The 21,884-nt window shown below is 40.0% G+C and carries 14 protein-coding genes, 1 tRNA gene, 1 rRNA gene and 1 pseudogene; 5 read left to right on the plus strand and 12 right to left on the minus strand.

Annotation, left to right across the window (positions count from 1 at the left end):
* Positions 1–212: ribosomal RNA gene (locus F3D68_RS10235) — 16S ribosomal RNA — on the minus strand; the annotation flags it as partial.
* 374 nt (positions 213–586) lie between these two features.
* Between F3D68_RS10235 and F3D68_RS11305 the strand changes: the two genes are divergently transcribed.
* Both F3D68_RS11305 and F3D68_RS10240 read left to right on the plus strand, forming a co-directional pair.
* A complete protein-coding gene (locus F3D68_RS11305; RefSeq protein ID WP_191092797.1) occupies positions 587–745 on the plus strand; it encodes a DUF5993 family protein in 159 nt (52 codons plus the stop codon).
* A gap of 19 nt (positions 746–764) precedes the next feature.
* On the plus strand, positions 765–1,337 hold the full coding sequence (locus tag F3D68_RS10240; protein WP_151194341.1) for a disulfide bond formation protein B: 573 nt from the start codon (positions 765–767) through the stop codon (positions 1,335–1,337).
* 16 nt (positions 1,338–1,353) lie between these two features.
* On the opposite strand, the gene F3D68_RS10245 is transcribed toward F3D68_RS10240, so the two are convergent.
* Together F3D68_RS10245 and F3D68_RS10250 are read right to left on the minus strand one after the other, a co-directional pair.
* A complete protein-coding gene (locus F3D68_RS10245; protein WP_151194342.1) occupies positions 1,354–3,444 on the minus strand; it encodes an ATP-dependent helicase in 2,091 nt (696 codons plus the stop codon).
* A 592-nt stretch (positions 3,445–4,036) separates the two neighbouring features.
* Positions 4,037–4,113: transfer RNA gene (locus F3D68_RS10250), tRNA-Ile, on the minus strand.
* 159 nt (positions 4,114–4,272) lie between these two features.
* On the opposite strand from F3D68_RS10250, the gene F3D68_RS10255 reads away from it, so the two are divergent.
* A complete protein-coding gene (locus tag F3D68_RS10255) occupies positions 4,273–5,721 on the plus strand; it encodes a M17 family metallopeptidase (RefSeq protein ID WP_151194343.1) in 1,449 nt (482 codons plus the stop codon).
* A 126-nt stretch (positions 5,722–5,847) separates the two neighbouring features.
* On the opposite strand, the gene polA is transcribed toward F3D68_RS10255, so the two are convergent.
* The 5 genes from polA to F3D68_RS10280 all read right to left on the minus strand — a co-directional run bounded on the left by polA (position 5,848) and on the right by F3D68_RS10280 (position 13,061).
* The gene (polA, locus tag F3D68_RS10260) at positions 5,848–8,568 is read right to left on the minus strand and encodes a DNA polymerase I (RefSeq protein WP_151194344.1); all 2,721 of its coding nucleotides are present in this window, start codon (positions 8,566–8,568) and stop codon (positions 5,848–5,850) included.
* A gap of 78 nt (positions 8,569–8,646) precedes the next feature.
* On the minus strand, positions 8,647–9,840 hold the full coding sequence (gene ftsZ / locus F3D68_RS10265; protein WP_151194345.1) for a cell division protein FtsZ: 1,194 nt from the start codon (positions 9,838–9,840) through the stop codon (positions 8,647–8,649).
* Positions 9,841–9,984: 144 nt separating this feature from the next.
* Positions 9,985–11,220, minus strand: a complete 1,236-nt coding sequence (ftsA, locus tag F3D68_RS10270) for a cell division protein FtsA (RefSeq protein ID WP_151194346.1) — start codon at positions 11,218–11,220, stop codon at positions 9,985–9,987.
* 216 nt (positions 11,221–11,436) lie between these two features.
* Complete coding sequence (locus tag F3D68_RS10275; protein WP_151194347.1) at positions 11,437–12,156, minus strand: cell division protein FtsQ/DivIB; 720 nt, start codon at positions 12,154–12,156, stop codon at positions 11,437–11,439.
* Positions 12,153–13,061, minus strand: a complete 909-nt coding sequence (locus F3D68_RS10280; RefSeq protein WP_151194348.1) for a D-alanine--D-alanine ligase — start codon at positions 13,059–13,061, stop codon at positions 12,153–12,155. The genes F3D68_RS10275 and F3D68_RS10280 overlap by 4 nt, the downstream gene beginning before the upstream one ends.
* A gap of 150 nt (positions 13,062–13,211) precedes the next feature.
* Here F3D68_RS10280 and ttcA point away from each other — a divergent pair, with 150 nt between their 5' ends.
* A complete protein-coding gene (gene ttcA, locus F3D68_RS10285) occupies positions 13,212–14,018 on the plus strand; it encodes a tRNA 2-thiocytidine(32) synthetase TtcA (RefSeq protein ID WP_151194352.1) in 807 nt (268 codons plus the stop codon).
* Between the two features lie 266 nt (positions 14,019–14,284).
* Here ttcA and F3D68_RS10290 read toward each other — a convergent pair whose 3' ends face one another.
* Both F3D68_RS10290 and gltB read right to left on the minus strand, forming a co-directional pair.
* Entirely contained in the window at positions 14,285–15,790 is a 1,506-nt protein-coding gene (locus F3D68_RS10290) for an FAD-dependent oxidoreductase (protein ID WP_151194349.1), read from the minus strand.
* Between the two features lie 127 nt (positions 15,791–15,917).
* A pseudogene (gene gltB, locus F3D68_RS10295) lies at positions 15,918–20,315 on the minus strand (glutamate synthase large subunit); the annotation flags it as partial.
* Positions 20,316–20,582: 267 nt separating this feature from the next.
* Between gltB and F3D68_RS11535 the strand changes: the two are divergent.
* Positions 20,583–20,690 (plus strand): type II toxin-antitoxin system RelE/ParE family toxin, encoded by a 108-nt coding sequence (locus F3D68_RS11535; RefSeq protein WP_151194350.1) that lies wholly within the window; start codon positions 20,583–20,585, stop codon positions 20,688–20,690.
* Here the strand turns inward: F3D68_RS11535 and F3D68_RS10305 are convergent.
* Entirely contained in the window at positions 20,687–21,088 is a 402-nt protein-coding gene (locus F3D68_RS10305) for a type II toxin-antitoxin system HigA family antitoxin (protein ID WP_151194351.1), read from the minus strand. The genes F3D68_RS11535 and F3D68_RS10305 overlap by 4 nt on opposite strands.
* A gap of 10 nt (positions 21,089–21,098) precedes the next feature.
* The gene (locus tag F3D68_RS10310) at positions 21,099–21,413 is read right to left on the minus strand and encodes a type II toxin-antitoxin system HigB family toxin (RefSeq protein ID WP_224728291.1); all 315 of its coding nucleotides are present in this window, start codon (positions 21,411–21,413) and stop codon (positions 21,099–21,101) included.
* Between the last annotated feature and the right edge of the window lie 471 nt (positions 21,414–21,884).

Below are 21,884 nucleotides of genomic sequence, written 5' to 3' on the forward strand. Positions count from 1 at the left end.
ACAGCGACTGCCTAAGCAACCTTTGACCCGAAGGTGTCATGCGGTATTAGCAGTCGTTTCCAACTGTTGTCCCCCACTGTACGGCAGATTCCTACGCGTTACTCACCCGTCCGCCACTATCTTATTCCCCGAAAGAAACAAAACCGTTCGACTTGCATGTGTTAAGCATACCACCAGCGTTCAATCTGAGCCAGGATCAAACTCTTCAGTTTAAATCCTTAGATCATCAATTCCCGTCCTAAAACAAGAACTAACAATCCGCAAAAATTTTTGCTCAAAGTATTTAAGTATCTACATTTTATATCTCTTTAAACATCTCTCAAACCTTGCTACCAAGGCATTCTCACGAACATTCTCGCTGAGAACAGGAGTTAATTCTACAGATTTTTTTTTGGTTGGCAAGCTGTTTTTTACAGTTTTTTTAAAGTTTATTTTGATTCGATACAAAGTTGATTTTTTTATGATCAAAACAGCCGTTTCAATACATAAATTATGAATTCAAATTTGCACCCAGCCTTCATTCACACAATATATGATTTTGCACTATACTGGCTTTGGATATCACAAAAATTAATGGAGTAATCATATGCCTGGAATATTAATCGTTTTTTTCCTACTATTAATAAGTGTCATTAGTGCATGGATGCATCGCACAATGGGGATCATATTCTTTTGCGTTTTCCTTATTGCAATGGGACTTGTATTTTTACATCACGCCACAGACCATCTTGGTTTATATTTTTAATGGTAACAGGAGCTTAAACATGCAACGATCAAAAATAAACAACTTCGTAAAGTGCCTCAATGCCATCGAAGTACTTGCCATTATCCTTGTCATCGTGATGGCTTTTTCTTTCCAATTTATCTTAGGTGAACTTCCTTGCCCTTTATGCTTACTGCAACGCCTAGGACTACTGGGTATTGCTTTCGGTTTTTTACTTAATATAAGATATCACGTGCGCCCTGCTCACTACAGTCTGTCATTGCTCTCAGCCGTACTAACTTCATTTGTTGCTATGCGCCAAATCGCACTTCACATTAATGACCCACATGGTTATGGCTCAGCCGTTCTAGGCTTACATATGTATACGTGGGTATTTGTGCTTTGCATTATAGCTATTATCTATATTGCTATTGCACTAGGGTTATCATCACAGTATGAAATCAAAGCAAACAAAGATGAAATCGCAGAAGCCAAAGGCAGGAAAATAAAAACATTTACTCACATTGTTTTTGCACTATTTGTATTTATTATAGCTGCCAATTTAATCTCTACTTTTGCCGAATGCGGGTTAAGTGAATGTCCTGACAATCCAGTGGCTTATATGCTCCAATGAAATATATACCAATGCTTCATGCTCTCACTAATTTCTTAAGGTAACTCGCCATTGGGGCACTGTGTGTTGATTTTTGTTTTAACACGATTTCATCTTGATCCAAGTGCGCTTTTAGCAACATCTCACATTGATGCAGATGACTTTCATATAAAAAGCGTACTGAATTGGTTTTACGTAAACCCTGTGGCGAGCCACTAATACCTTCAAAAAACCATTTATTAAGTTTGGCGACATCATTGCCCGCGACAATGCTGAGCTTTGAAATCGCGCGCGTTATTGCCACATAAAACAAGCGACGCTCACTTTCTATTTCATCATTGGTAGGCGGTTTGTCTTTGAGATTACTAAAAAAGCTTTGCTCTGTCATGTCACATAGAATGACATGCTGCCATTGTAAACCTTTTGCTTTATGAATCGAACTTATAAGTAATCCATTTTTATCATGCTTTGATAGATTTGCCTGCACCTGCAAGGCATTAAAATGATCTAAAAATTCAGTGATTGTCTGCTTTGTTTCCAAGCTAAAATTAAGCCACGCATCAGCAACATCACTATCAGTATAGACAGGACTCACTGCCGCCTTTTTTGCCAAATAGCTCGAAAGATCCAGTAGTGTATATAACATCTTAACCACCGTTGACGCTGCTGTTTTTGGTTTAACATCAAGCATGCTTTGCCAAAGTTCAAGACGCTCTTTAATGCGCGATACTTGATAAAACGGCAGATCATATTGTTGTTTGAAGCTTTGCAATGCGATCATTGGTTTTAATACATTTACACTGAGTAACTCGCTTAAACACTCCAGTTGCGAGACATTTAAATATAAGCTAGGAAACGATAGCATTTGCATGATTTTTTCTTTGCGTATCTGCTCTGGTAAAGGATGAAAATATTTCCCCTTATCCACTAAAGATAAATAACCAAAAATCGATTGTGTTAATGGCAGTTTAAATACGCTTTGACCACCGGCAATATGATAATCTAGACCTTCTTGCAAACAAGATAGCTCTAGCAGCACACCTGAGCTATATTTTCTGACTAAAACCGTAACATCCTTAAGCTTATATTCACCATCATGAATGCTTTTTGCAACCTCTTGAATCAGTAACTTTAATTTATTTTTACTGATGATATTCACATCGGTTTTTTTTGCCGCTTCAGGTGCTGAGAAACATAATGTTTTTAATCGTTGTTTATTATGTTGAATCACTTCATTTGCCATGACTGATAGCAAATGCCCATAACGAAAGGTTAATGATAGAGTATATGTTTTAGCGTTTTTAAAATCTTGCGCAAAACCCTTAAGCATATAAAATGGTCGAGAACCACGCCATTCATAAATTGTTTGATCGATATCACCAACTGCCATTACCGATTGAGCATTGTTTGAAATCAATTTAAGCAAAGATTGCTGTACATCATTAATATCTTGATACTCGTCAACTATGACATAGCGATAGCGGTTACCAAAGCGCGCCGCTAGTGCTTTATTAGCACTCAATATTTTCATAGGTTCATATAGTAAGTCATCAAATGTACGCCAGCGATAATGTGCTCTTAGCTGTTCATAGAAACGAAAAAAGCTTTCCACTTTACCTTGCTCAGACAGCTCTATTTGCTTAAGCACCTTTTTAAGATCCAAGCTTGATTTCAAAAGCCCGATATATTGTTGATAACGATCAATAATCTCCGGTGTTATTAGCCCCTTTTCATTAAGGAGCTGATTAGTTTTCTGCAGTGCTTCTCGCACTAACTTCTCAAGTGTACTTTTTTTATCGATTAATTGTGCTGCTGGCAATAGTCCTTTTTTCTCTAAAAAACCAACTGTTTTAAGTCCTAATGCATGAAAGGTCTTGATATCTATAGCTGCACTAATGTTGAGCGCGTTTAATCTTCGCGTGAAGTCATTTGCTGCGGATTTATTAAACATAAGCACCAAAATCTCACTGGGATTCACCGCATTTTTTAGTAAAAACTCAATGCGAGCAATTAAGGTTTGGGTTTTACCACTACCAGCAACGGCAGAGACTAATGCATGCTGAGATAGGTTATGCTCAATAATCGCCTGTTGTTCAGGGGTATAGCAAATGGTTGTCATCTTATTCATTAGTTAATACTTTTTCGCTTCTTATCTTTCACGCTATTTTTGCTAACGCTAACAAGCTTACCAATTATTAAAAAAGTGAATGATTTGAATGATATTAACAAGAATGCAGCAATATGTTTTATTGCCATAGAGATGTCGCTAAATAAGCAATGCAAGTAACTTGCTAACGTTAAGGTTTTTTCCTCTTTCACAAAAGAGCGCATCGCATACAGCATGAGACAAAAAACAAAGATAGCTAAAACCCAACTAACAAAATAAGCAAACGCAATACGATACGCTCCCAAGTAGATATAACTTAAATAGGTGGTCAATAGCAATATCAGCAAAACAGCTGCACTCTTAGCAATAGTCACGAATAAGGCTCCTGTTAACAATAGACTCGCATTGTAACTAAGTTTTTGGTAATGAAACAGTAATTCCCATTACATGTAAGCAAGTTATTACAACGAAGGGTGTGACGTTATCTTCCATAGAAAGCAGCAAGATAACAACGTTTTTTCTTGTTACCTATATGTTACCTGCAGTTTGAATTTTATTTTGAAAGCTTCGCAATTAAATTCTCTGCAATGCTTATGGGACAAGGATTTAAAGATGGTGGGCCCTGCAGGACTCGAACCTGCGACCAACGGATTATGAGTCCGCTGCTCTAACCAACTGAGCTAAGAGCCCTTAAACTTCCGGCTATTTTAGCCCATCATCTTAGTTTTGCAAGCATAATTCTGCTGTTTCCCACGCTGTTGTGACGAAAACTGGGTAATTCTGGTTCATACTGCCTAAAAGTGTGTTTATACTAGGTGGCTAACGAGGTTTCTCAACAAGGTTAAATCAATGCATTCATTACATACGCTTTCATCAGCACGCTTACATTTTTCTGCTCACTTTGATGAGCATCATCATAATGCAGATCTCATTATTGCGATTGCCCATAATGAAGCACAATGGCAAAACTTACCCTCAGGTGAACTTCTTTACTCACGCAAACAATCTCAAGCGCCAAAATGTAAAAAAGGCTACCACACACATCTACCCAATGCCAAAGGCACACACATTATCATCAAAGAGAATGTTGGCGAATGCGAACTCTATTTATGGCTTAAAGATTTATCTGAGCTGGTTAAGAGTACAAATATTACTAAGGCTAAGAACATTGTTTTCCTTGCTGAGAATGCTAGCGAATCAACCGCTGACGCTTGTATGCGCACACTATTAGCACATACTGAAGAGATGCCTAATTATAAGCGCGAACATAAAGCGCAAGAAGTTAGCATTGAAATCATTGGTGATTATAGCGAAAGTGATTTCTTAGATGTACTTGCGAAGCATAAAGGTAATGCACTGGCGCGTCGCCTAACTATTTTCCCAACCAATTACTTAACGCCACAGATCTATATCAATCTACTGGAAGATATTGCCAAACGCGAGGATTGGCAATACACACTTTATGACAAAGAAAGCTTGGCTGAAATGGGTGCTGGTGCCTTTAGTGCGGTGGCACGTGCCTCCGAAGTTGCAGGCATTGTAAAGCTAACGTATACGCCTAAAGATTTTAACAAAACAATCGCGCTTGTTGGCAAGGGGATTTGTTTTGACACCGGAGGTGTTAGCTTAAAACAGCCACAATATATGTATGGCATGAATGACGATATGATGGGCAGTGCGGTTGCTGTTGGTAGCTTACTGTCGTTAAGCCTTTTGCAAGTCCCTTATCAAGTACATTGTTACCTTGCAATTACCAACAATAACATTGGTGAACGCGCTTTCCTGCCCAATGAAGTCGTCACCGCATTAAATGGTAAAACCATTGAAGTGGTTGATACCGATGCTGAAGGGCGTATGGCGCTATCTGATGCCTTGTCTTTAGCAAGTCAAGACAAACCTGAGCTAATTATTGATTATGCAACATTAACTGGTGCTGCGGTACGCGCATTGGGCACTGAGTATTCTGCAATTTTCAGTAACAATTATGACTGGCAACCAAACTTAGTTAAATATGGCGCCAAATGCGCTGAAAAAGTTTGGCCGTTTCCAATGGACAAGCATTATCTTAAAGCACTTGACTCTGATATTGCTGATTTAAAACAATGTTATGTCACTGGCAATGCCGATCATATCTTGGCAGCTAAATTCTTACAGCAGTTTGTCGGTAAAGACATTCGCTGGTTACATATGGATTTAGCTTCATGTCGCCACAAGGATGGGCTAGCACCAATACCCACTGACATTAGTGGTGTTGGGGTTTGGTATACTTGCGAACTTGTGGAACAATTTTTAGTTTAATACCATTAGTAATGATAAAAGAATAGTTGAGCTTTAATTACTCCCCTCACCCGCGCAGCTTAAGCTGCACGAGCAATCCCGCAAGGGGAGAGGTGCTAGCTCATGTAACTTATTTAACATCATTACTTAATGTGCCTCATCCCAATTATCGCCAACGCCAACATCAACAATAAGCGGCACTTGCAATAAAGCCGCCGACTCCATAAATTGCTTAATTTCTTTACTGATTTTTTCCACCTGATCATCTTTGACTTCAAATACTAGCTCATCATGCACCTGCATAATCATTCTGGCATCAACATTCTCTTTGATAATCCATTCATCGATTAAAATCATCGCACGCTTAATAATATCAGCCGCTGAGCCTTGCATTGGTGCGTTGATTGCCACGCGTTCTGCTGCGCGTTTTTTTGCCATATTACGCGAATTAATCTCTGGCAAATGTAAACGTCTACCAAAAATCGTCTCAATAAAACCATGCTGCATAGCATAGGCTTTAGCATCTTCCATATAACGCTTAACCCCAGGGTAACGCGCAAAATAGATATCAATATATTCTTGTGCTTCACCGCGTGGAATGCCTAATTGCTTTGCCAAACCAAATGCACCCATGCCATAGATTAAGCCAAAGTTGACTGCCTTGGCTTGACGACGTTGCTCGGGTGTTACATCATCCGCTTTAATCCCTAATGTCTCAGCAGCTGTTGCGCGATGCACATCTAGACCTTGCTGAAAAGCGTGAAGCAGATTAGGATCTTGCGATAAATGCGCCATAATTCTTAACTCCACTTGCGAGTAATCCGCAGCTAAAATCTTATAACCCTTCTTAGCAATAAATGCCTTTCTAATCTCACGCCCCACACTTGAGCGAATCGGGATATTTTGTAGATTAGGCTCAGTTGATGACAAACGCCCTGTGCTTGTTACTGCTTGCTGATAGGAAGTATGCACCCGTGATGTTTTATTATTGATCATCAATGGCAGTTTATCAGTATAGGTTGTTTTTAATTTCACTAAATGGCGATGCTCCATGATAAGCTTAGGCAAGTCATAAATCTCTGCCAATTCCTGAAGTGCATCCTCAGCCGTTGAAGCCTGTCCACCTTGTGTTTTTTTCAAGATCGGTAAACCCATCTTATCATAGAGAATCTCACGCAATTGCTTGGGCGAAGACAAGTTAAACGTCTCTCCAGCTAATTCGATACACTCTTTTTCTAACTGAGCTATTTTTGCCATGAGTGACTCACTTTGCGCTTTTAATAAATCAGCATCTACTTTAACACCAGTACGCTCCATGCGATCAATGACAAAGCTCACCGGTAATTCTTCTTTGATATATAACTCACGTAAGCTGTCTACAGTCTCTAACTCGCTCCAAATACGCTCATGCAAACGATAAGTAATATCGGCATCCTCTGCAGCATAAAACCCCGCTTTTGTAATATCGATCTGGTTAAAAGTCAGTTGATTTTTACCCTTACCCGCTAGCTCTTCAAAGCTTACTGTTTTAACACCTAGATAGTGGTGAGCCAATGAATCCATATCATGGCGTGTTGCAGAGCTGTTTAGCACATAAGATTCGAGCATTGTATCATACTTGACACCCTTGACATTAATACCTACGGTGCTTAAAACTTTTAGATCAAACTTGGCATTTTGTGCAATTTTAGCCACTTGATCATCTTCTAAAATCGGTTTTACTTTATTCACAACCCAATCTAGTGCTAATTGTGTTGGCGCATTGTCATAATCATGCTGCAGTGGAATATAGACCGCATGATGTGGCTTTAAGGCAAATGACATGCCAACAAGGCGCACATTAAAAGTATCTAATGAGTCTGTTTCAGTATCAAAGGCAAAGACTTTCGCTTTTACTAGCTCAGCATAAAAGGTATTAAAGTCTTCTTCCATTAAAATAATCTGATAGTTTAAGGTTGATTGAGCATCAACAGGCTCCACTCCAGTCTTTTGCGCATCAGACACAATATTTTCTTCATGCTCAAGCTCACGCAACCAGCCTTTAAATTCGTATTGTGTAAACGCCTTCTTAAGATAATCAACATCCGGCTTAACACAGAGCATATCTTGAACTGTGTATGGTAGATCCAAGTCACATTTAATCGTAGCTAGTTGATAAGATAGTGGCAGAAAGTCAATACTCTCTCTTAGATTCTCACCGACCTTACCGGATATTTTACCGGCATTTTCGATAACACCTTGTAAGCTTTGATATTCTGCTAGCCACTTTACTGCCGTTTTGGGACCTACCTTTGGCACACCGGGAATATTATCTGATGTATCACCCATCAATGCCAAGTAATCAATAATTTGCTCAGGGCTCACTCCAAATTTAGCAATGACTTTCTCGCGATCGGTGATCTCATTTTTCATCGTATCCATTAAGGTGATATGTGCATCAACTAGCTGCGCCATATCTTTGTCACCCGTTGAGATAATCACTTCATGCCCTTCTTTAGCAAAACGCTTAGCCAATGTACCAATAACATCATCCGCTTCAACCGCATCGATAACAATCAGTGGAAATCCGAGCTTTTGCACCATTTCATGCACGGGAGAAATTTGCGCTCTTAACTCATCTGCCATTGCCTTACGATTAGCCTTATATTGAGGATATAAATCATGTCTAAAATTCTTACCCTTAGCATCAAATACCACAGCAATATAATCGGTATTGAGCTGCTTAGGCAATTTCTTCAACATATTAATCACACCAAAGATCGCACCAGTTGGCTCACCCTGGCGATTGGTTAATTGTGGCAGGGCGTGAAAAGCACGAAAAAGATAAGATGATCCATCAACAAGAACGATTTTTTGAGTATTTGACATAGGATATTTCTAAATGACTGAAATTAGAATTATCATAACGTACCCACTTCCTTATGGGCACTCTTTTTGCATAAAAAATTAATCTGCCTTGCGACGTAAAAAAGTAGGAATATCTAAATACTCATTATCTGATTCAGCAGCGACTTTTTGCTCTTTTTCGACTTCTTGCGCTTCAACTGATGGCGCTTGGCGTCTTAAGGTATTATTTGAGTTAAAAGCGTTATTCTCTGCCGCTTTAAACGATACATTTTGGCGTCCATAAGGGCTTGCTGACTTTTGACCTGCCGCCCCATTAACAAACGTTGCATTACCACCTGCCGTTTCAAGACCAGTGACAACGATAGTCACACGTAGCTCATCCGACATATCAGGATCAATCACCGTACCAACAACAACTGTTGCTTGATCCGATGTAAAGGCTTTAATCACGTCACCAACTTCTTCAAACTCACCAATAGACATATCCATGCCTGCTGTAATGTTAACAAGCACACCTTTAGCGCCCGCTAAATTCACATCTTCTAATAATGGACTTGCCACAGCGGCTTCCGCTGCCTCGCGTGCACGATTTTCACCAGACGCTGTTGCTGTACCCATCATTGCCACACCCATTGCTGACATTACCGTTCTCACATCTGCAAAGTCGACGTTGATTAAGCCAGGACGCGTGATTAATTCAGCAATACCTTGTACCGCACCTTGCAATACGCCATTAGCTGCTTTAAACGCATCTAATAAACTAATGTTTTTGCCCAATACACTCAATAGTTTTGCATTAGGAATGGTAATCAATGAGTCAACACTTTGTGATAACTCGCTAATACCATACTCAGCCAATTGCATTCTGCGACGCCCTTCAAATGGGAATGGTTTAGTCACAACTGCCACGGTTAAAATACCCATTTCTTTAGCAACTTCAGCAATCACAGGAGCCGCACCTGTACCGGTACCACCACCCATGCCGGCAGTAATAAATACCATATCAGCGCCTTCTAGTGCTTGCTGAATACGCGCGCGATCTTCTTGTGCTGCGCGCTTACCGACTTCAGGATTAGCACCTGCTCCTAGACCTTTTGTCAATTCATTACCGATTTGAATCGCATGACGAGCGCTTGAGTTCTTAAGCGCTTGTGAATCAGTGTTGGCACAGATAAACTCAACGCCTTCGATATTTTGTGTCAACATATGCTCAACGGCATTGCCTCCACCGCCGCCAACACCAATTACTTTAATAACGGCATTGTCTGTCAACGATTCTGAAATTTCAAACATGTAATGGACTCCTTTTATAAAACTATATTTTAACTCTTAACTCTTAACTCTTAACTCTTAACTCTTAACTCTTAACTCTTAACTCTTAACTCTTAACTCTTAACTCTTAACAAGTTTACTATCTTACTTATGCTTTTTAGAATATTAAAAATGCTTACCAAACCAACCTTTCATTTTGCCCCACATACCAGCGCTATCGGCATCTTCTTCATATGCCACTTGACCTTCTTCTATCTGCATATGACTATATTTAATCAAGCCTACACCTGTTGAGTGCACGGGATTATGTAGTACATCTTGAACACCGGTGATATTTGTAGGACCACCAATACGCACGGGCACTTTAAAGATTTCTTCTGCTAATGGTGCGATACCTCGCATCTTAGCCGCACCACCGGTTAACACGATACCAGCTGAGATTGCTTCTAATAAATTATTCTTATCTAGCGCCTCATACACGATACCAAACAACTCTTCCGTTCTTGCTTCAATAACACCTGCAAGCGTTTGCAAAGGCACGCGTCGCGCCAAACGATCAGCAAGTCCCGGAATCTCAATCGCATCATCCGATTTCACCAAATTGCTCATTGAGCAACCATATTGAATCTTGATCCGCTCAGCAGTATCTGTTGCCACACGCAAAGCATGAGCTATATCACTGGTGATCTGGCTACCTGCAATCGGAATAACTGAAGTGTATTTGATGGCACCTTCGATAAATACAGCCACATCAGTCGTACCTGCACCAATATCAATTAAACAAACGCCTAATTCTTTTTCATCGTCGGTTAAAACAGCATAGCTTGAAGCAAGCTGCTCAAGGACAATGTCTTGCACCTTAATACCACAACGGTTAACACATTTCTTGATATTCTGAACAGCACTTGAAGAAGCCGTCACCATATGAACCTTGGCTTCTAAACGTACACCAGACATCCCCAATGGCTCTTTGATCCCATTATGATTATCAATCATGAAATCTTGATACAAAATATGTAGAATCTCTTGATCTGCCGGCATCGGTACGGCTTTTGCTGACTCGATAACACGATCTAAATCACGTTGTGATACTTCAGCGCTCTCAATAGCAACAACTCCATGTGAGTCAAAGCTCCGAATATGGCTTCCAGCAATACCAATATAGGCTTCTTTAATGCTAAAGCCACAAACATCTTCCGCTTCTTGCACGGCTTTTTGAATGGCTTTGACTGTCGCATCAATATTGACAATCACTCCCTTTTTAAGACCTTTTGAAGGCTGCGTCCCAATACCAATGATATTGATCTGTTCATCTTCATTTAACTCTGCCACCAAAGCCACAACTTTTGACGTTCCGATATCAATGGCACATAATATCTTCTTTTCCACGATTTCAGACATATTCTAGATACTCATTCCAGTTTTAGTGTTTTAACTTACGTCGTATCCTTTTGTTACTCACCCTGACCCTCAATGATATTCATGTATCATTTCTGACCAACAACAAGGGCAAATCAACCTAAGCTAAGGGTTTCAAACAAATTGCTGTATACTCTAACATAAATTCGGCAAAACTGAATCTTGCTTATACGGTAAACTTACGATTTTTTGCGAATTTCACCCTTTTTGGGCATCATCATCTGCTGCTTTAAAGCCAACAGCAAAACCACTATGATAACGCATATCAACAGTGGCTAATTTCTGCCCCTTAGGGATTTCAATACTTTTATAGTTTTGTAATAACTGTAACAGCTTTTGCTCAATCCGACTTGAACCTAGCCACACCTTAACATCGCTATTTAATGTCACTTGCCATTGATTGCCTTGAAAACTAATATCACGAACGCTAAAGCCGTTATCTACAGCCACTTTCTGCAAGCGCCCATAACCATTTTCTATCGTATCGATATTGTTTTTATCACCATAAAAAATAGGTAGATTCATCGATCCCGAAAAATACTTTGGCGCAATGACTTCTTTATCTTCAAGCAATATTTCATTGCGCGAGTTCCAGTAGGCTTTCGGTTGATATTCTGTTAACTCAACGATCAACTGATCTGGCCATTGTTTTTGCACTTTGATTTCTTTAATTCCTGGGTATTGTTTAATTGCCTGTGTTACATCACCAACATCAAGCTCCCACCATGTGTCTTGTTGAAATGGTTTGATCAAATCAACGATTTGTGGCTTTGAGATATAATCAAGCTCGCCTTTTGTTACAATTGCCACTTTCTGCAAATGCGCACTGCTTTCCTTAAATACATAACGCACGCCCAGCAAGAGTGCAACAACAATTAAGACAAAGCACGTTGACTTAAGATATAGCTTTAGCTTCATAACGAACTTTCGAGTATTTTAAGCACGAGGCTTTCAAAATCCCATCCATGTGCCTTAGCTGCTTGCGGCACCAAACTTAAATTGGTCATTCCCGGCACTGTATTGACTTCAATCAGATACAGTTCATTGTCTTTTGACAACATAAAATCCACACGCCCCCAGCCACTGCATCCTACCGCTGAAAATGCTTGAAGTGCGATATTTTTAAGACTTTGCTCCATATCTGACGTTACCCCACTTGGGCAGTGATAGGAAGTTGCAGCTTCCTTAGTGTATTTAGCTTCATAGGTATAGAACTCAAGCTTTGGCTCAATCCAAATCGATGGCAATGCAGTCTGATCGACAATGGAAACCGTGAGCTCTTTGCCTTCAATCCACTCTTCTGCCATCACCTCACCGTATTGCGAGGCATCCTCATAGGATTTCGCTAAAGCGTCCATTGATAACACTTTATGAATCCCGACACTTGAGCCCTGTGTGGTCGGTTTAACCGCTAATGGGAATCTCAAACCCGACACATCCAAGGATGCATTGATTATTTTCGACTTAGGCGTTAATAGACCTTCCGATTGCCATAGCTTTTTGGTGCGCATTTTATCCATTGCTAAAGCACAACCTAAAGTATCTGAGCCCGTATAAGGGATCTCAAGTTGATGCAACAAAGCCTGGACATGCCCATCCTCACCATCACCACCATGAAGCATAATCAAACAACGATCTAAAGAAGCATTGACAATTTGATGCACCAACTCTTTACCTGAAGCATCGATTGCAACAACATCAATACCAAGCGTCTTTAATGCCGCGATGACCGCAGCACCTGAACGTAATGAGACTTCGCGCTCAGCAGAGCTTCCACCGTATAACACCCCAACTTTGCCAAATGTATGCTTTAAATGTGACAAGCAAAACTCCTAAAACAGCAAATCATATAAATGGCAAATATGTTAGTCAGATTCGCCTAGTTTATCCAGCGCAATCTGGCAGCAAATGTCCTTACCTGCATCTACCAACTAGTATATACTGTGCCAAACTTTTCATACTTACCTAAAAAAATGATTGAAATAGCTATTCCAAAACCTCATGCAACACCCGATGAACTGCCTTTAAACAAACTTGAAAAACGCCTTTTGCGCAAAGTCGGACATGCGATTGAAGACTTCAATATGATTGAAGCCAATGATAAAGTTATGGTCTGTTTATCCGGTGGTAAGGACTCTTATACCTTACTTCAGCTGTTATTGATCCTACAAAAGAAAGCGCCTATTGACTTTGATATTATCGCGGTGAACCTTGATCAAAAACAACCGGGCTTCCCAGAGGAGATATTGCCTGAATATCTAAGTAAGCTTGGCATTGAATATCATATTATCGAGCGCGACACCTATAGTGTGGTTAAGCGCGTGATTCCTGAAGGCAAGACAACTTGCGGCTTATGTTCACGTATGCGCCGTGGGATTTTGTATGATTTCGCGCATGAACATAATGTCACTAAAATTGCCTTGGGACATCACAAAGATGACATTATTGAAACCTTCTTTTTAAACCTTTTTTACAATGGTCAGATCAAGGCAATGCCAGCTAAACTTAAAAGTGATGATGAGCGTAATATCGTCATTCGCCCATTAGCCTATGTAGCGGAAAATGAAATCATAGCTTACGCCCAACACATGAATTTCCCAATCATTCCTTGTAATCTATGTGGCTCACAAGAGAATCTACAACGCAAAAAAATCAAAGAAATGTTAAGTGATATGGAAATGCAAACACCTGGGCGCAAAGAAGTAATTTTCTCTTCACTACAAAAGGTTGCCCCATCTCAACTACTTGATCACACGCTATTTGATTTTAAATCTCTATAGCGCTCGTAAATCATTTTTCGGCGTCCTAGTTTATGAGCGGTATACGACCCACTTGTGGTGCATGAAGCCAAGTAAAAACCTCACACACCACATCCCCCTGCGCTTTCACTTGGGCATAGTAACACCTAATATTGATGTGTGAATAGCCATTTAATGTAACAATTTGTTTACATTTGTTAACGCCATCGACCTCAAAACCATCTAGATTTAAGACATAGCTCATAACACGATTACAAGGATATATGATGCTGCAAGAACACCTCAGCTTATTCTGATAAATAACTAATAATCCCTCTAGCTGCTGAGCGTCCTTCAAATATTGCCGTCACCACCAAGTCTGAACCTCGGGTAATATCACCCCCAGCAAAAACCTTATCGTTATGTGTTTGAAAAGCAAAGCGCTTTTGTTTTTTTGCTTCACTTGCTTCAATTACTTCAGTTGCTCCATTTACCGCATTTACTTCGTTTACGTTCTTTGCCTTACTTTCTCCATGATCATTTATTGTAACATTCGTTTGAATTCTGCCATATTCATCCGTTTGAATATTATAACGATCTAACCAGTTGATTTCATGCGGTTGAAAGCCAAAGGCAATCACTACAGCATCGGCAGGAATAATAACCTCATCACTCTCATCAATTTCCAAAATGCTTCTTTGAGTAAAAGCATCAACGACAATTTTGGTTCTAGCAAAGCGTACTGCCTCAACCTGATCACTGCCAATAATCTCTAGCGGTTGATAATGCCACAAGAACTTCACACCCTCCTCTTTGGCTTTATAGACTTCACGTTTGGATCCTGGCATAGATGCTTCATTACGACGATAAGCACAGTAAACGCTAGATGCTTGTTGGCGCACCGCTGTACGCGCGCAATCCATCGCTGTATCACCCCCGCCTAATACCAATACTCGCTTGAAATAAAAGTCATGATGCGTTGCCTTATCGATCAACCCCATCTGTTTATGATTGTTATTAACCAGATAATCTAGCGCTTGATAGAAACCTTTTAAATGCTCACCGGGAATATTTGCCCGCATATTTTTATAGCATCCTACAGCAATAAAAACCGCATCATATTGCTGATAAATCTCATCAAAACTAATGTCCTTACCCACTTCAGTATTCAATTTAAACTCAACACCCATATACTCTAAAATTTCTCGTCGTTTAACGACAACGTCTTTCTCAAGTTTAAACGATGGAATGCCAAAGCTAAGTAACCCGCCAATCTCAGGATGCTTATCATAAACAACAGCAGTAATGCCATGTTGCGTCAGAATATCCGCACAGGCAAGACCCGCGGGACCCGCGCCAATAATCGCCACCTTTTTGCCGGTTTTAGTAATATCTGCAATCTCAGGCTTCCAACCCATTGCCAAAGCTGTATCGGTAATATATTTTTCAATGGCTCCAATACTCACCGCACCAAAATCCTCATCCAAAGTGCAACTGCCTTCACATAGGCGATCCTGTGGGCAGACACGTCCACAGATCTCAGGCAAGCTATTGGTTTGATGAGATAAAGTTGCTGCTTCCAAAATACGTCCTTCCTCAACGAGGCGTAACCACTGCGGAATATAATTCTGCACTGGACACTTAAATTGACAATATGGGGTGCCACAATCTAAACAGCGACTGGCCTGAAGCTTTGCCTCATTTGGGGAGTAATTGCCTTGAATCTCATTGAAATCTTCAACTCTTTCTGGCGCCCAACGCTCTTTTGGTGCTTTACGACTTAACTCTAGAAATTCAAAATTTTTCTGCGCCATATACCCTCCTACTAACATCTGCTGCTAAATGCTCTTGTCCTTCTTGTCCTTCTTGTTCTCTTTGACTTATTTGGTTTGTTTGATTTATTTGATACTGCGCGACGAGCACATCACGATTTTCAAATGTCGCTTCTGTGGCAACCATCCAGAAATAACGCAAATAGCCATGAAAATCCGTCAAGATCTCTTTAGCAAGATCGCTACGTGTTTTATCAAAATACGCTTGAATCAAACTATACAAAAGCTCCTGATAGTCCCGCATACGCTCTGATTGGATGCGATAAAGTTTAATAAATTCATTGTTATAACGACTAGGGAAAGCATTATCGCGATCAAAGACAAAGGAAACACCCCCAGTCATCCCCGCACCAAAGTTAATACCCGTCTCACCTAATACAATGATCACACCACCTGTCATATACTCACAACAATGGTCTCCCGCGCCTTCAACAACGGCAATCGCCCCTGAGTTTCGTACCGCAAAACGCTCCCCTGCCTGCCCATAGGCGAATAATTTACCGCCTGTTGCGCCATACAAACAAGTATTACCAATAATCGGGCTTAATGCTGGCTCAAAAAGCGCTTCCGCTGGAGGGATAATGACAATCTCGCCACCTGCCATTGATTTGCCAACATAGTCATTTGCCTCGCCGATAAGATGCATATGCAAGCCATGAATAGCAAATGCACCAAAGCTTTGTCCTGCCGTGCCCTTAAAATAAAGATGCAGTGGATTCTCTAAGCCAGCATTGCCATAAATCTTAGCGATAAAGCCACTGAGCATTGCACCAATGGCGCGATCGGTGTTTCTAATCTCAAAGTAATAATTGCCACCATTTTGCGCCAAAATATCCGCCTTTGTTGTCGCTAAGATTGCATGCGCTAACGGTGCCATATCAAACGGCTGATTTCTATCCCCTTGATAATAGTTTGCATACTCAGTCACTTCTTGATAAAGAATTGGTTGCAAGTCCAAACCATATTGTGATCGCGCAGCATCAATGATTTCTAACAAATCAACACGTCCAATAAGATCTGTCAGTTGCTTAACACCCAACTGTGCAAGGCACTCTCGCACATCCGTTGCTAAAAAGGTAAAAAAGCATTTTAACTTATCAACCGTGCCACGAAAATATTTATCTCGCAACAATTCATCTTGAGTGGCAACGCCTGTCGCACAATTATTCAAATGACAAATACGCAAATATTTACAACCCAAAGCAATCATTGGCGCTGTCCCAAAAGCAAAACTCTCAGCACCTAAGATGGCTGCTTTGATAATATCTAAACCCGTTTTTAAGCCGCCATCCACTTGCAATTTAATCTTTCCACGTAAATTATTCTTAACCAACGTTTGTTGAGTCTCAGCTAAGCCAATTTCCCAAGGCGTTCCGGCATAAACAATTGAGCTTAATGGTGAGGCACCTGTACCGCCATCATGCCCTGAGATCGTGATCATATCCGCATAGGCTTTAACAACACCAGCTGCAATGGTGCCAACACCTGCCTCTGAAACCAGCTTCACCGAGATAAACGCCTCAGGATTTATTTGTTTCAAATCAAAAATCAGCTCAGCAAGGTCTTCAATTGAGTATATATCATGATGTGGTGGTGGCGATATCAAGGTGATACCAGGGACCGAGAAGCGCAGCTTAGCAATCAATGCATTAACCTTTTTGCCTGGTAGCTGCCCGCCCTCGCCAGGTTTAGCACCCTGAGCAATTTTAATCTGAATCACTTCGGCATTAACTAAATACTCAGGCGTCACACCAAAACGTCCTGACGCAATTTGTTTTATCTTCGAGACTTTATTGGTTTGATAACGCTCCTTAGCCTCACCACCTTCACCGGAATTAGAGCGCCCGCCAAGCTCATTCATTGCCATTGCCATTGCTTCATGTGCCTCAGGCGAAATTGCCCCTAATGACATTCCCGCTGAATCAAAACATTGGTAAATTTCAAATAATGGCATTACTTCATTAATATCAAGCGGTTTAGCTTCTCGATTGCCCTTAAGTGCAAAAAGATCACGTAAGCTTTGATAGCCACGATTATTCACCAAATCACGATAAACTTTATAACTTTCAACATCATGGTTATTTATCGCCTTTTGCAAACTTAACACCACTTCAGGGTTAAAGGCATGATACTCACCATTGAGTGTAAACTTATAGCGTCCTTTTGGCTTTGGCAAAGAAGCATTATAAATAAACGCCTCTTTCATCTGCATAACAAAACGCTGTTTAAGCACATTAAAGTCAAGTCCAGATAAACGACTTGGTGTCCCATAAAAACAACTTGTAACCACCTCATCGGCTAATCCAATAATTTCAAACAACTGCGCCCCACGATAACTGGTCATCGTTGATATACCCATTTTTGACATGATTTTACGCAATCCTTTATTGATACCATGACGGTAATTGCGTCGCGCCTGCGCCTTATCTTTTATCGCAATAGCATTGCTATTCACCATATGATTAATCAATTGATACGACAGATAAGGATAAATCGCTGTGGCACCATATGCCAATAAACAAGCGAATTGATGTGGATCACGCGCTGTTGCCGTAACCACAATGATATTGGCTTCACAGCGGCGATTAAGCTTACTTAACTGGTAATGAATAAAGCCCGTAGCTAATAGCGCATGCACACTGTAGCTATTTTCTTTGATCCCACTATCATCAAGAATTAGCATAAAACATCCTTGATCTAATGCCTGAAGTACTTGTTTTTTAATATCATCAAGTGCTTCTTGTAGTGATGTATTCTCTGGATAGTTTAATGAAATAACCAAACGCTTACTGATCACTTCCATCAATTTAGCATAGGTTGACGGTGATAATATCGGGCTTTCTAACAGTACCCTTGTCGCAAGCTCTGGACTTGGTTTATGCAAATTACCCAGCTTGCCAATAAATGTTTTTAATGACATCACTACGGTTTCACGCAGTGAGTCAATCGGCGGGTTTGTCACTTGCGCAAATTGCTGACGGAAAAAATCATATAACGGACGGTTATGCTTCGACAATACGGCAATTGGAGTATCATCACCCATCGAGCCAATTGCTTCACTGGCATCGGTTGCCAGTGTCTTGATGACCACTTCACGTTCTTCATAATGCACATCAAATGCATGTAGATAACGCGTCAAGACTTCAGATGAATATTCTTCTTGGGTGATTTGCATTAAACCGCGGCGAATAGCGACTGAAGCGCTATTAAGCCATTGCTTATAAGGCAGTTGATGCTTGTGTTTATTATCAATAGCTTCAGAGCTTAAAAATGCGCCGGACTCGGTATCAACAGCGATCATTTGTCCTGGACGCACACGTCCCTTTTTAACAATCGCCAATGAATCATCATAAACACCAGCCTCAGAGGCGATCATGATGTCACCCTTGATATTCTCGTGCCAACGCGCGGGTCGCAAACCATTACGATCCAAGATACATAAACCAAAACGCCCATCGCTAGCAACAAGAGCCGTTGGACCATCCCACGCGCCCATATGCATGCCATAAAACTCATAAAAGGCACGTAAGTCAGCATCCATATCTTCTTGATTTTGCCACGCTGGTGGAATCATAATCCGTAATGTTTGCAGTAACGACATACCGTTTAAATGCAAGCACTCAACCACATGATCAACACTGCAAGAATCTGATACCTTATCATTGGTAATCGGCAAAATAATATCCTGATAGGCTTTAAGCTTATCCAAAAGACGCGAACCATTGGCATTGACCCAATTGCGATTGCCTTTGATGGTATTGATTTCACCGTTGTGTGCCAGATAGCGAAAAGGCTGAGCTAAACGCCATTGTGGCAAGGTGTTAGTTGAAAAACGTTGATGGAAAATACATAAATCTGTTTGAAGCTTAAGATCCGCAAGATCTGGGTAAAATCGTGTTAAATTCTCAGGGGTAACAAGTCCTTTATAAACAATCGTACGTGATGATAAGCTCGGCAAATAAAAATAATCACAATCTTGATAAATACGCTCAAGCTCACGACGAATTAAATACAGCTTTTCTTCAAAGATCATGCTGCACATCTCACGCCCACAACCGACAAATAACTGGTAAATTTCAGGACAAATCGCTTTTGCCTGTTCACCAAGATAACTTTTATCAATATCAACAAGTGCTAGCCCTGAGAATATCAAACCATATTTTTTTACGATTTTTTGAATGTTTTGACTTTGGGAGTCTATATTATCCGGATCAAAAAACACCAGTCCCGTGCCAAGTTTATCTTGTCTTTGAAACCCATGACTTTGAGCCTTTATCCAAAAATAATCCGTGTCAATTTTAAATAAAACACCGCAACCATCTCCTGATAAGCCATCCGCGGATACCGCACCACGATGCTTCATATTGGAGAGTGATTTGACTGCTGTATCAATAATCCGATGGCTTTTATTACCATATTTATTAACCAACAGCCCAAAGCCACAATTATCATGCTCAAATGCACTGGAATATAAACCTCCAGACATTTGCTGTTTACTATCATGCATACCTCACCCTCCTCTTCTGGCACGTTAGATCACTATAATTCCATATTCTTTTACTCATTCCATTATTTTGATTCGCAGGCTGTTGAGAGATTTATTAATCTGTTGACTTTAAGCGCACGCTCAATCGAATCTGTGCCCATCAGTCAACACCATACCAAAATAATAATCTAAAGACATGACTTAAAACTATATCATTAGTTTTTTATTTTTAAAATCATATACCGCTCGTAAATCATTTTACGGTTTTTGGTGCCGAAGAAGTTTTTGATGCTTTTGGGTTATACATATGAAGAGGAAAAAATAACGCTTACATTATTGAAGCTTGGCAGTCATGAGAATTTTTTACAGCGTTTCGAAACGCATTTGAGAAATTAAATAAATGTATCGACACTGACATTAAAACGATGAGCTAAAGATTTCAATTGCCTTATATTAAGCTCTCTTTTTTTATTCAAGATTTCTGAAACAACGCCTTGACTACCTAATTCTATAAGATCTGATTGCTTTAAATTATGTTCTTTCATCAAATACTTTAATGTATCTATGCCATCCGCTTTTGCAATCTTATAATGCTTACAGTCATAAGCTTCAATAATGCTAGATAATAAATTAACAATACCCCAAGCAGGATGATCTTCTTGATCTGCACATATGTCTAAGAGCTCATCTAAATAAGATGACAATTTTTTATATTCAGTTTCATTTTTTGGAATCATGGCAATAGGTTGAATATACTGCCAATGTTGAAGGGCTTGTTGCACTGCATGACTCATTGTTTTTACCTCACTCTTTCCACTTATCTTTGTCATACTCTTTATGGGTTAGAATATGACGAATAAACAACTTATTATAGTTATAATCAATAACGGCTATTAATCTCAACTTATTGCCGCCAATATTAAAAACATGATACTTTGCAACTTTATCAACGCTAGGAAAGGTCTTTCTTATATCTGAAAAGTTAACGTAGCGATTGATTTTTACAATCCTATACCACTCATCTAAAGCATTAGAAACCTCTGGAAACTTAACTTTTGCTTCCCAAATTCTCTGCTGTGTAATTATATGCATTGTAGGATGTTTATTGTTTTTTGCCATAATATCTCACAGCGAGATATTATGCAAAGTTTTTTTTACTCACTAATCTAACTTTCTGTACAATTTTCGTCGTCCATTACTTCACCGCTGTTGTTACCTTTTTTGCAAAAGGTTCCATGCATTTTTAAAAAGTGATCCTGCACAATCGATGCTATCAGCATTTTGCAGAAAAAACTGTCAGTAACAGCTTTTTAAACTCTGCATAAACTTTTGATTTCGCTAGATAAATAGGTGGATTTATGCTGCGCTTACAAAACGACTACTTTTAAACCGCAACAAAAAAGCCGCTATCTAGCGGCTAATTATATAATCAAAAAAAGGTGTTTAGTCAGATTAAAGGGGCGCATTCGCAATTTGTGGGTATTTTAGGAAGCCATTGCTAACCCGCCTGCATAAGCCATTCTTTCAATATCTTCCCATCGCCCAGCCTTGTAAAAAGACCGTATGAATAACATATCATTAGCGCTGTCC

It is taken from the genome of Cysteiniphilum sp. JM-1, assembly GCF_008711525.1.
Taxonomy (GTDB): Bacteria; Pseudomonadota; Gammaproteobacteria; order Francisellales; family Francisellaceae; genus Caedibacter.

Bases quoted from the DNA above. Each gene is read 5' to 3' on its own strand.
- F3D68_RS11305 (WP_191092797.1), top strand. From the start codon at position 587: ATGCCTGGAATATTAATCGTTTTTTTCCTACTATTAATAAGTGTCATT.
- F3D68_RS10310 (WP_224728291.1), bottom strand. From the start codon at position 21,413: ATGGCAAAAAACAATAAACATCCTACAATGCATATAATTACACAGCAG.
- polA (WP_151194344.1), bottom strand. From the start codon at position 8,568: ATGTCAAATACTCAAAAAATCGTTCTTGTTGATGGATCATCTTATCTT.
- F3D68_RS10245 (WP_151194342.1), bottom strand. From the start codon at position 3,444: ATGAATAAGATGACAACCATTTGCTATACCCCTGAACAACAGGCGATT.
- ttcA (WP_151194352.1), top strand. From the start codon at position 13,212: ATGATTGAAATAGCTATTCCAAAACCTCATGCAACACCCGATGAACTG.
- ftsZ (WP_151194345.1), bottom strand. From the start codon at position 9,840: ATGTTTGAAATTTCAGAATCGTTGACAGACAATGCCGTTATTAAAGTA.
- ftsA (WP_151194346.1), bottom strand. From the start codon at position 11,220: ATGTCTGAAATCGTGGAAAAGAAGATATTATGTGCCATTGATATCGGA.
- F3D68_RS11535 (WP_151194350.1), top strand. From the start codon at position 20,583: ATGCTTTTGGGTTATACATATGAAGAGGAAAAAATAACGCTTACATTA.
- F3D68_RS10275 (WP_151194347.1), bottom strand. From the start codon at position 12,156: ATGAAGCTAAAGCTATATCTTAAGTCAACGTGCTTTGTCTTAATTGTT.
- F3D68_RS10255 (WP_151194343.1), top strand. From the start codon at position 4,273: ATGCATTCATTACATACGCTTTCATCAGCACGCTTACATTTTTCTGCT.
- F3D68_RS10240 (WP_151194341.1), top strand. From the start codon at position 765: ATGCAACGATCAAAAATAAACAACTTCGTAAAGTGCCTCAATGCCATC.
- F3D68_RS10305 (WP_151194351.1), bottom strand. From the start codon at position 21,088: ATGAGTCATGCAGTGCAACAAGCCCTTCAACATTGGCAGTATATTCAA.
- F3D68_RS10290 (WP_151194349.1), bottom strand. From the start codon at position 15,790: ATGGCGCAGAAAAATTTTGAATTTCTAGAGTTAAGTCGTAAAGCACCA.